This window comes from Emticicia oligotrophica DSM 17448 (assembly GCF_000263195.1).
GTDB classification, from domain to species: domain Bacteria; phylum Bacteroidota; class Bacteroidia; order Cytophagales; family Spirosomataceae; genus Emticicia; species Emticicia oligotrophica.
This window is the reverse complement of record NC_018748.1, coordinates 2,783,900-2,795,057: the sequence shown is the minus strand read 5'-3', so window position 1 is coordinate 2,795,057 and position 11,158 is coordinate 2,783,900. Positions and strand designations below refer to the sequence as shown.

The 11,158-nt window shown below is 37.0% G+C and carries 7 protein-coding genes; 3 read left to right on the top strand and 4 right to left on the bottom strand.

Translation table 11 applies throughout. From position 1 onward, the window contains the following. Positions 1-251 precede the first annotated feature (251 nt). From EMTOL_RS11565 to EMTOL_RS11555, 3 genes are all read right to left on the bottom strand, one after another. On the bottom strand, positions 252-1,697 hold the full coding sequence (locus EMTOL_RS11565) for a SusD/RagB family nutrient-binding outer membrane lipoprotein (protein WP_015029471.1): 1,446 nt from the start codon (positions 1,695-1,697) through the stop codon (positions 252-254). A gap of 36 nt (positions 1,698-1,733) precedes the next feature. Then, on the bottom strand, positions 1,734-4,925 hold the full coding sequence (locus EMTOL_RS11560; protein WP_015029470.1) for a SusC/RagA family TonB-linked outer membrane protein: 3,192 nt from the start codon (positions 4,923-4,925) through the stop codon (positions 1,734-1,736). A gap of 244 nt (positions 4,926-5,169) precedes the next feature. Next, positions 5,170-5,967 carry an SDR family oxidoreductase gene (locus tag EMTOL_RS11555; protein WP_015029469.1) on the bottom strand — a complete coding sequence of 266 codons (798 nt, stop codon included), beginning with the start codon at positions 5,965-5,967 and terminating at the stop codon, positions 5,170-5,172. A 174-nt stretch (positions 5,968-6,141) separates the two neighbouring features. On the opposite strand from EMTOL_RS11555, the gene rlmN reads away from it, so the two are divergent. Next, a complete protein-coding gene (gene rlmN, locus EMTOL_RS11550) occupies positions 6,142-7,197 on the top strand; it encodes a dual-specificity RNA methyltransferase RlmN (protein WP_015029468.1) in 1,056 nt (351 codons plus the stop codon). A 43-nt stretch (positions 7,198-7,240) separates the two neighbouring features. Here the strand turns inward: rlmN and EMTOL_RS11545 are convergent, their stop codons facing one another. After that, the gene (locus tag EMTOL_RS11545; RefSeq protein WP_015029467.1) at positions 7,241-8,095 is read right to left on the bottom strand and encodes an AraC family transcriptional regulator; all 855 of its coding nucleotides are present in this window, start codon (positions 8,093-8,095) and stop codon (positions 7,241-7,243) included. A gap of 244 nt (positions 8,096-8,339) precedes the next feature. Between EMTOL_RS11545 and EMTOL_RS11540 the strand changes: the two genes are divergently transcribed. Both EMTOL_RS11540 and treF read left to right on the top strand, forming a co-directional pair. Then, positions 8,340-9,602 (top strand): MFS transporter, encoded by a 1,263-nt coding sequence (locus tag EMTOL_RS11540; RefSeq protein ID WP_015029466.1) that lies wholly within the window; start codon positions 8,340-8,342, stop codon positions 9,600-9,602. A gap of 26 nt (positions 9,603-9,628) precedes the next feature. After that, positions 9,629-11,122: an alpha,alpha-trehalase TreF gene (gene treF / locus EMTOL_RS11535; protein ID WP_015029465.1), complete on the top strand. Its 1,494-nt coding sequence runs from the start codon at positions 9,629-9,631 to the stop codon at positions 11,120-11,122. Positions 11,123-11,158: the final 36 nt, after the last annotated feature.

Below are 11,158 nucleotides of genomic sequence, written 5' to 3'. Positions count from 1 at the left end.
TACGTGTGTAAAATGCAATAAACAAAAAGAAAACTCATTGATTATAAACACTTTACATACAAATAAGTATTATTAAAATAAAATAATAAATACTTCTCTGCAAATAGTGGGTTTGCATAACATTTTATGATTTTTTTTTGAATTCCATTTACGTATACACCATGTATTAAATAAAAGTTAGAATATTAAAAAAAGCGAGAGAGGATTTTTAACATACCTCTCTCGCCTGCAAATATCTACTAATCAGAGTACTACTTCTTATCCCACCATACACGAGTATCTTGTGTATCTGGGCCTTGAGCAGCAACTACTTTATCGTAGTTTATTTTATTCAAAGTTCCTTCTGTAGCTACATAAGCCATACGACGAGGTATTTGTCCACTGGCATTCAATGGTTTTGAAGCTGGTTTCAATGCAGGGAAACCAGTACGACGCCATTCGGCCCATGCTTCATTTCCTTGGTAAAACAAAGCAACCCATTTCTGAGTAGCAATTTGCTCTAATGCCGTTGCTTCTTTGTAAGCAATTCCATCTTGTTTCAAGAAATCAGCTACAGCCGTGCTAGTTGCTGCAGCTCCTAACCATTGTTGCATTGAAGCAGTGATAGCCGCTTCATAAAGAGCCTTTGCATCGCCTTGAATCCAACCTAATTTAGCCGCCTCAGCCTGTGAAAATAATACTTGTGCATAAGTTAGCACGTTAGCCGCCGAATTTTGCTGACGCATCGAAGCAGCTGCCAACGACACATCTTGAGCTTTTGATGCAGCAGGAAAAACCCCATAAGGTACACCAGCATATTGCTGATTGATATTTTTATCTGCCATAGCCACAATACGTGGGTCATTTGTTTTCAACAAATAATTCACAAAAACATCACTTACTGCATAATCTTTACGGTTTGTAGTAATATAATTGTTATATAATGGGTGTTCATTATTTGCTTCTGACAAGTAAGTATACTTTACGTTGTCCGCATTTGATGTTAAGACACCATCAGCCAAAGCAGCAGTAAACTCTGCTTTACCCTTTGCAGGGTCAATTTTCGATAAACGAAGAGCCATGATTAATCTTAGAGAGTTAGCAAATTTCTTCCAACGAGCAGCATTTCCGCCCAAAAGAATATCGCCAACTACCGACTTACCTCCGTCAAATTGAGCTTGGGCTTCTTTCAATTCTTTAAATAAATCATTGTAAACGGCTTGCTGAGAATCAAAAGCTGGACTAAAATCAGCCTTGCCTTTCAAGGCTTCCGAATAAGGAATATCTCCCCAACGGTCAGTAATCCAAAGGTATGTGTAAGCCTTCGCAATACGAGCCAAAGCAATTTGGTTATTGTTTGAACCATTGGCTGCAGCAGTTGTCTTTGTTTCAGCATTTGTATTCAAATTAATAATTGTCTGGTATGCATTTAAAGGCCCCGTATAAAAACCATTATAACTAAAGTTGATAGTTTTATAACGAGATTCTTCGATGTAAGTTACGTCTCCGAATTGTTGCGTATAAAGTGCTGGAACCATATCAGTTGTCATAGAGCCTACATTACGTAATGCCCCCGTAAGAAGCCCCGCTGTATTTGGTGAAGAAGGACTATTTGGGCTGACATTCATGTCACCAAAATCGCCTGGGTCACAAGCTGTGTTGGTAACACCCAATACAGCTGCAATAGCTAAAGTTTTATATATTGATAATTTTTTCATACTAAATGTCTGTTTAAATAAAAGCAGTGAGATAAATTAGAAGCCTAAGTTTAGATTAACACCAAACGAACGAACTGGAGGTAACTGACCACCCTCTGTCCAGAAAACTTCTGCTTCAGAAATATCAATACCACCACCAGCTGCACTGTAAATCAACACTGGGTTACGAACGATGAAAGCCACTTTCGCTGATTTGAAAACTTTACTACCTATGATGCTCTTAGGTAAGTTATAGCCAAGCGAAACCTCTCTTAACTTCACATAAGTTTGGTCATAAATCCATCTTTCATTGAAAGCAAACATTTTGTCTTCGTAGTATTCTTGTGTTTCAACACGAACGGTGTTTGGTTTACCATCTTCCGTTACACCCGGTAATAAAATACCACCACCTTGAGAAACTGGGTCACGCTTAGGATTGCCTAATTCGTTTAAGCCTGCCGTTTCTGCCGCTAAACCTGCATAAGCATTAAACATTTTTGTTGTAGAGAAGAATTTACCCCCAACAATAAAGTCGATATTAGCACGGAATGAGAAGTTTTTATAGGTGAGCGTATTTAATAAACCACCTTTAAACTTAGGAAGTACCGAACCTAATACTTTATTATCTTGTGGAATGTAGTGGCCATCTGTACCGATAAGTCTTTCTCCTTTATCGTTTAATTTATAGCCTCTACCTACTAAAAGTCCCCATTGCTCACCAACACGTGCATTCACCGTCAATGTTCTCCAAGTTGGGCCACCTAATTGGTAATTTGTTAAGCCTTCTGCCAATTCAACAACCTTAGAACGGCTACGGTCAAAGTTTACATCAACATCCCATGTAAATCCACCTGCAGTTTTTACTGGAGTTGCTCCAATATGAATTTCAAAACCTTGTGTTTGAATCAAACCAGCATTAATAAGGGCTGACGAGAAACCACTAGTAGATGGTACTGATAAACCAATAATTTGGTCTTTATTATTATTACGGTATGCCGTGAATTCTAATCCTAAGCGGTTGTTAAAGAATTTCAAGTCAATACCACCTTCATAAGCTGAAGAAAGCCCTGGTTTAAGGTCTTGGTTTGGTAATTGAGTTGGTAAATATTGCGTTGGATTCGAACCAAATGGGTTGCCCGTTGAATAAGTAAGACCAATCGCATAAGGCCCCACATCAGTACCCACTTGAGCGTAACTACCTCTTAATTTAGCATAAGTCAATACATTGTTCTTAGGAAGAATCTCTGATAAAACAAAGCTACCACCAAGAGAAGGATATAAATATGAATTATTAGCCTTTGGCAAAGTAGAAGACCAGTCGTTACGAATTGTTCCTTCGATAAAAGCAATGTTATTATAGCCTAAACTTACGTTTCCGTAAATACTATTTACACGTCTTTCGTAAGTAAGTGTTTGAACTGATGGACGGTCTTTTGAGGCTGCAATATTATAGAAACCTGGTGTTGTTAAACCACCCACCGTAGATTGTGAATATACCCCCGTTTTTGAATAACGAATATTTCCACCTGCATTAGCCACAACCGATAACTTATTGAAGTTTTTGTTAAATGCTAATAAAGCCTCGTGGTTATTTTCGTAGCCAGTTGTTGCATAGTTTGCATAAGCACCTAAACCACCAGCATTCAATGTACCGTAAGCGATACGTCCTTCTCCGTAATAATTTCTCCAATCTCTACGCGAAGTTACTGAAGCTGTCAAGTAATCAGTAATTTTATAAGCCAAGCCTAAGCTACCATAAATACGGTCATTGTTATTAAGGTTTGTACTCTCATACATTTGTGTATAAGGGCTATCCCAGTACTTTGGTTTAGCATCACGTGGGCCACCGATATTCCAGCTACGGTAAGTACCATCTGGATTTTTATAGTTTCTTAAATCATCAATGCTCAACTGGCGTTGGAACCATTGGTTGAATGAACCAATCGTTTGGTTATAACCAGTTACAGTAGCACCTGGAGCTACGCCCGTAAAACCACTTGCGGCAGTACCACCCGATGAACCATAGTTATCTGCTGGAACGTTTCTTGCACGTGTCGCTGAATAAGTTACATCTAGAGTAGCTGAAAACTTACTTGTAAAGTTGTACGTATTTTTTGAACTAACGAAGTCACGTTTTTGGCTACTATTAGGAACGATACCTTTAGTATCAATATGAGTAAAAGAAATACGTGATTGGAAGTTATCTCCACCTTTGGCAAAAGCAAAGTTTGTGTTATTGCTTACAGGCTTCTCGAAGAAATCTCTTACGTTATTCGGGTTTGGAGAAAATGGTGTCAACTGTCCAAATTCAGGGCCTTGTTGCCAAGAGAATGCCGAACGGTGTAATGTTCCATCTAATTTAGGCCCCCAGCTTTCATCGGCAGAATAATCCAAGATTTTTTGTCCATCAAAAGCCTTCCAATCAGCTGGGTCAATCGCAGGATTGTATTTGAAAGTTTCCCAATCTTGCGAATAACCACCACCATATTCATTCTGATATTTTGGCAATAAGCCTACCATATCAAGCGTAGTACTGTGATTTACGTTGAAAGTTGTTTCACCTGCTTTTGCTCTTTTGGTTGTAATTACAATTACACCACCCGAAGCACGATTACCATAAAGTGCAGTTGCTGAAGGCCCTTTCAATACTGATAGATTTTCAACATCATCCATATTTACATCACCGATACTTGCCACTGGCGTACCATCAACTACATAAAGTGGGTCTCCCCCAGTCAATGAGTTGATACCGCGAATTCTAATATTTGGTGAACCAAATTTAGCCCCTGACTGTCCTAATACCTGAACTCCTGCAATCTTACCCGCAAGGGCATTACCAACATTGGCATCACGAGCTACTGTAAGCTTGTCAGCTTTTAGTTCTTGAACCGTATAATTCAAAGACCTTTTGTCACGCGAAATACCTAATGCCGTTACTACAACTTCATTGAGTTGTCCCACATCCGACTTCATCTGTACATCAATAATTGTTCTGTTTCCGATATTTTCAGATATCGTCTCAAAACCAATAAAGCTAAAGCTTAGTGTCGCGTTAGCGGGAGCAGAAATTTTGTAAACCCCGTTACCGTCAGTTGTTGCACCTTTAGTAGTTCCTTTGATTATTACACTCACACCCGGAAGTGGAGAGCCATCTTCAGCGGAAGTAATCTTCCCTGAAACGGTCTTGTCTTGGGCGAATGCAAAGCCAGCCCACACCAGCATAATGCTGGCGAGTAGAAGTTTCCTCATACAGTTTGTTGTTAGTTTGTAAAAATTAAGTTATGTATTTATTTATACTGGAATAAAAGTATTGATAAAAATAGATATTTTGCAAAGGAATGCGATGAACGAAAACAAAAGTATGACCAAAATCAAAGTTTGTGCGATATAATTTAATTTTTCATGAGTATTTTAGTCTAAAAAATCAAAAAAAAAGGGCTTATGAAAGCCCTAAAATGATAAAAAATAACTAATTTATTTCAATTTTCAAGCCTCATTTAGGGCTTTGTTTTCGCACAATCTTGGCTAATAATTTCGGAAAAAATCTTTTTAAATACACGCCTAAAACTTCTTTTCCACCCATATAAACCTCATCTTTATTCTTGTAAATAGCATCCACAATCTGGCGGGCACATTCTTCAGCAGGCATTCCATTTGCTTGGTTTTCATCCATTTTTCCAAACTTACTGCCATCAGCCGCAACTGCATTTAAGGAAATATTCGTTTTGATATAACCCGGACATATCAAAGTCACGCCTATTTTATCATCGAAAACTTCAGCACGAAGGGCATCAAAAAAACCATGTAAAGCATGCTTTGAAGCACAATAACCCGAACGCATTGGAGTTGCTAATTTCCCAGAAAGACTACTTGTTACGGCAATATGTCCACTTTTTTGAGCTTTCATTGCGGGCAATACCGCCTTTGTAAGGGCTACAACTCCAAAAAAGTTTAGGTTCATAATTTTCTGATACACCGCCATATCAGTTTCGAGGACTGAACTTCTCTGCGAAATTCCTGCATTATTGAAAAGTACATCTATTCGCCCAAAATGACTAATAGCTTGCTGGGCTTTAGGCTCGATTTCGTCCGCCTTCTCAACATCAATAGGTAAAATAAATACATCGGCATCAGTCAAACCAGTAGCCTTTTTCACTCTTAAAAGTTCTTCTTCTCTTCGAGCCGAAAGAATTAATTTCGCACCTTCATTCGCAAATGCATAGGCAGTGGCTTCGCCTATTCCTGAAGATGCTCCTGTAATCCAAACTACTTTATTTTCAAATCTTTTCATTTTTTACGAATTTCTGTCTCTTTTTTTTGTTAGGTAATTAAGGCAAATGTAAGGTTTTTCAACGATAAAACTCATATTCTTGGCAAAACCAACGATTATTTCGGAACTTTGCACCATGAAGTGAAAAATAGATTCGCTTCGACTAAATATAAAAAGCATTCGAACAAAGCATATATGAGCAAACAAGATATAAGAAAGCTATCGACCGAACAACTCAAAACTTGGCTCACAGCCAATGGAGAACAAGGTTTTAGAGCCAAACAAATTTCGGAGTGGCTGTGGAAAAAATCGGCTTGGAGTTTTGATGATATGACCAACTTATCATTAAAAACCCGTGATTTACTGAAAGAACATTTCGAAATTCGAGCTGTTTCAGTACTCAAAAAACAAGTCAGTAATGATAAAACCATTAAATCAGGTTTTAAGCTATTTGACGGAAATTTAGTAGAAGGCGTTTTGATTCCTGCTGACGACCGCATGACAGCCTGTGTATCATCTCAGGTGGGTTGTTCGCTTACTTGTAAATTTTGTGCAACGGGCTACATGGCAAGAAAACGCAACCTTGATGCTGCCGAAATCTACGACCAAGTAGTACTCATCAAACAACAAGCCGAAGAGCATTATCAGCAACCACTTACCAATATAGTATATATGGGAATGGGCGAACCCTTGCTCAATTATGCGGGTATGATGGAGTCGGTCAATCGTATTACTTCGCCTGATGGACTTAATTGGTCGCCCAAACGAATTACTGTAAGTACCGCAGGTATCGCAAAAATGATTCAAAAGTTGGGCGATGATGAAGTTAAGTTTAATTTAGCACTTTCATTACACGCTGCCAATGATACTAAACGTAATGAAATCATGCCGATTAATGAGAGTAATTCATTACAAAACTTAGCAGCAGCATTGAATTATTTCTATAAAAAAACTGGGAATCGTATCACTTTCGAATACATTGTTTTCAACGATTTCAATGATTCTTTACAAGATGCCAAAGAACTCTGGGAGTTTACGAAGAAAGTACCTGCCAAAGTAAATATTATAGAATATAACCCAATCGCCGAGGCAAACTATATCAATACAACGGAAGATAAACTTAGTAAGTTTGCGAAGTTTTTAGAAGATAAAGGCGTGGTTGTCAATGTACGTAGAAGCCGTGGTAAAGATATTGATGCCGCTTGTGGACAATTAGCGATTAAAGAACCAAGCAGCGAAGCTACAATATAACTCAGATAATTATAAAAAGAGTGTTTTAGTCAGACACTCTTTTTCATTTCCTCAAAACTAATTTTTTAAATTCTAAAGGGCTTTTGCCTTTTATCTCCTTAAAAACCTTACTGAAATACGAATTATTCGTAAATCCACATTCGAAGCACACATCTGTTATACTCATCTCGGTCATGAGCAACTGGCAAGCCTTATTAATTCGATATTCGTTTACAAAATCAGTGAAAGTCTGGTTAACTACTTTTTTGAAATAATTACAAAAAGCTGGAACTGTCAGATGGGCTATATTGGCTGCTTCACGAATATTGATTGGCTGTTGATACGTTTGCTCTACATACTCATAAATTCGTTTTAAACGAAGTTGGTCTTTCTGATTAAAATCATAGCGGGTATCATAAGAATTCAGAAGATGATATTCGGTTGATTCAGCTAAAGCTTGAAAAATATTCAGTAAACCTATCAAACGTTCGAAATGCGACAAATCAATGAGTTTTATTAAGGAATCTCTCACTTTTTCATACGTTTCTCCATAAAACTGAATACCTTGCTGTGAACGTTCGAAAAGTTTTTTAATGAGGTTCATTTCAGGTTTTTCAAAAAACTTTTCTCCTAAAAAATCATCTTTAAACTGAATCACAATTTCTTCATGCACGCCTAATGCATCATAGCCGAAGCCTGCATGAGGCAAATTAGAACCTATCAGAACCAAATCTCCATCTTCATAATAACTCAAATGATTGCCCACATGTCGCCTACCAGTTCCCTCAAAAACTAATACCAGCTCAAACTCTGGGTGGTAATGATAATTCCAAGGAAATTGTTGGGCAATTACTTTTTGATGTAAAAATCTAAACGAACTTCCTTCGTCATTCTGAATTTGCTCAAAGGGGGTTTTCACTCTATTAATATTTGATTTATATATTTTTTTATAAAAATAATAATACAGAACAAAAGAATATTAATATAAGTATATTTTTTATAAATCAGACTTCCGAAATTTGTTTCATAAACTAACGCAAAAAACGTAGTTTTTGATTAAGGAGAGCAAAACCTATGATGGATTATAAAAGCGAGCTAATTGCTCGCTTTTTTTGATAAAAAAACAAGTTCTGCTGAAACTTCAACCCTAAAAACAATCCTCTATGCAAAACTGGAAAATCAAGCTATCATTATACCTCAACTATTTTGTCTTTGCAATATTGCTCAATAGTGTAGGTGCTGTAATCTTACAAGTACAACGCAATTTTGATGTTTCAAAATCAGACGCCTCAGTTCTTGAAGGTTTCAAAGATTTACCTATTGCCATTTGTTCATTTATTTTAGCCTCTTTTTTACCCAAAATTGGCTATAAAAAAGCCATGCTTATTGCTTTGGCATTGGTTAGTGCTATTTCTTTCACGATTCCCTACGCCAATGGTTTTTGGCATTTTAAACTCTTATTCTTAGTAGTAGGAATTTCATTTGCTTTGATTAAGGTTTCAGTTTTTGCCACAATCGGCCTTATTACGAAAAATATTAAAGAACATTCAAGTTTTATGGGTTTACTTGAAGGTACATTCATGATTGGGGTTTTGTTAGGAAATATTCTTTTTAGCTTATTTATTGATAACGATAATCCCAAATCAGCAGCTTGGCTAAGTGTTTACTGGATTTTAGGAGGTTTATCACTACTGGCATTTATACTCTTAATGACCGCCAACTTAGATGAATCAGAGGCTAAAGTTGAGGGTTCGTCTTTGAGTAGCGATTTCTTGGCAATGCTTCGCCTAATTGCACTTCCTCTTGTAATTGTATTTATTATCAGCGTGTTTTTATTTGTGCTAATCGAACAAAGCTTTCAGACTTGGACGCCTACCTTTTATAAGGATATTCTGAAAGTTCCGGCGAGTATGGGAATTCAGGCGGGAGCTATTTTAGCGGGAGCGTTTGCCGTTGGACGTTTTGCTTCGGGCGTAATTCTTCGTCGATTTAGCTGGATTTTAGTTTTAACTATCTGTATCATTACTTGTGGTTCGTTGGTACTACTTACGCTTCCGCTCACGCAAGGCATTATGGCTTCGCCTGATACAAATTGGACAAACGCACCTATTGTAGCCTATATTTTCCCAATTATGGGTATATTTTTAGCCCCAATATATCCTACGATTAACTCTGTTATTCTTAGCTCATTGCCAAAACATCTACACAGCCCAATGTCGGGTTTAATTGTTGTATTTTCTGCCTTAGGCGGTACTACCGGTTCTATCATAACAGGACACGTTTTTGAAGCATTCACGGGGCAAACAGCTTTTTACTTATCATTAATTCCGATGAGTATTCTGATGGTTTGCTTGTTTATACTCAATTCTTTACAGAAGAAATCTAATACTGAAGTTTCGTTTGGTAATCATTCAAGCGGACATTAATACTTTTATTTACCTATTATCTTAAAATGGAGCGTACGATAAAAAATATCTATGAATTAGGGCTTTTATTCGAAAAAGTGCAGTTAGAAAATGTTTTCCCTGATAATAAAACCTTTCCTGACTGTATAGCTAAAGAAAGTTTAGAGGTCATTAACAAGAAATTTTTTAAAGAAAAAAATCAAGCAAATTTTGATTTAAAAGCTTTCATTAAGGCACACTTTGATATGCCTGTCAATCGAACAGCGGCTTATGAAAGTAATAAAGAACATTCGATTGAAGAACATTTAGATACCCTTTGGAAAGTTCTAACGCGTGAACCCGAACATGAAAATAGTTCACTTATTCCACTACCTAAACCTTATGTTGTGCCGGGTGGGCGTTTTGGTGAAGTATATTATTGGGATAGCTATTTTACGATGCTTGGTTTACGTGCTTCAGGCAGAATAGATATGATAGAATCAATGATTGATAATTTTTCATATTTACTCGAAACAATCGGGCATATTCCGAATGGAAATAGAAGCTATTATATAGGGCGTTCTCAGCCACCATTTTATGCACAAATGGTAAAACTTTTAAGTGAAGAAAAAGGCTTAGAAATACTTGTAAAATACTTACCATATCTTGAGCAGGAATATCATTTTTGGATGAATGGCAGAAACGAACTATCACCCCATCAAAGAGCAGTTCACCGAGTTGTATTAATGCCTGATGGTAATGTTTTAAATAGATTTTGGGACGAAAATAATACTCCTCGCCCTGAATCATTCAAAGAAGACCTTGAACTTTCTCACCAATCAAGTCAAAGTCCAAATGATTTATTTCGCCATATTAGAGCCGCAGCCGAATCAGGCTGGGATTTTAGCAGCCGATGGTTTAGAGATACCCACGATTTTTCGAGTATCCATACGACCGAAATCATTCCGATTGACCTAAATTGTCTATTATATAATTTGGAAGATACTCTTTCTAGTACTTATTCCTTAATGAATAATAGTTTGAAAGCAGACGAATTTCAACAATTAGCTAAAAAAAGAAAAAATACAATACAAAAATACCTTTGGAATGAGACAGAGGGGTTTTACTTTGATTACGACTTTATTTCAAATACCCCAAAAACACACCAAACATTGGCGGCTGTCTTCCCACTTTATTTTAAGATTGTGGAAGCACAGCAAGCCGAAAAAATTGCGGTTAATATAAAAAATAAATTCTTGAAAAGTGGCGGATTACAGACTACACTTGTCAATACAGGTCAACAATGGGATTCGCCCAATGGTTGGGCTCCTCTACAATGGATAACTTATAAAGGTCTATTAAATTATCAAATTGAAGATTTGGCCTACGAAATTCGAAGTCGTTGGTTAGCTCTAAACCGTAGGGTATATCAAAAAACAGGCAAAATGACCGAAAAATATAATGTTGTAGATGAAAGATTAATGGCTGGAGGGGGAGAATATCCCAATCAAGATGGATTTGGTTGGACAAATGGTGTATTTTTGGCTATGAGCACAACATAGTTTATACAATAAGGAGAAGAAATTGCTATTTTCTCC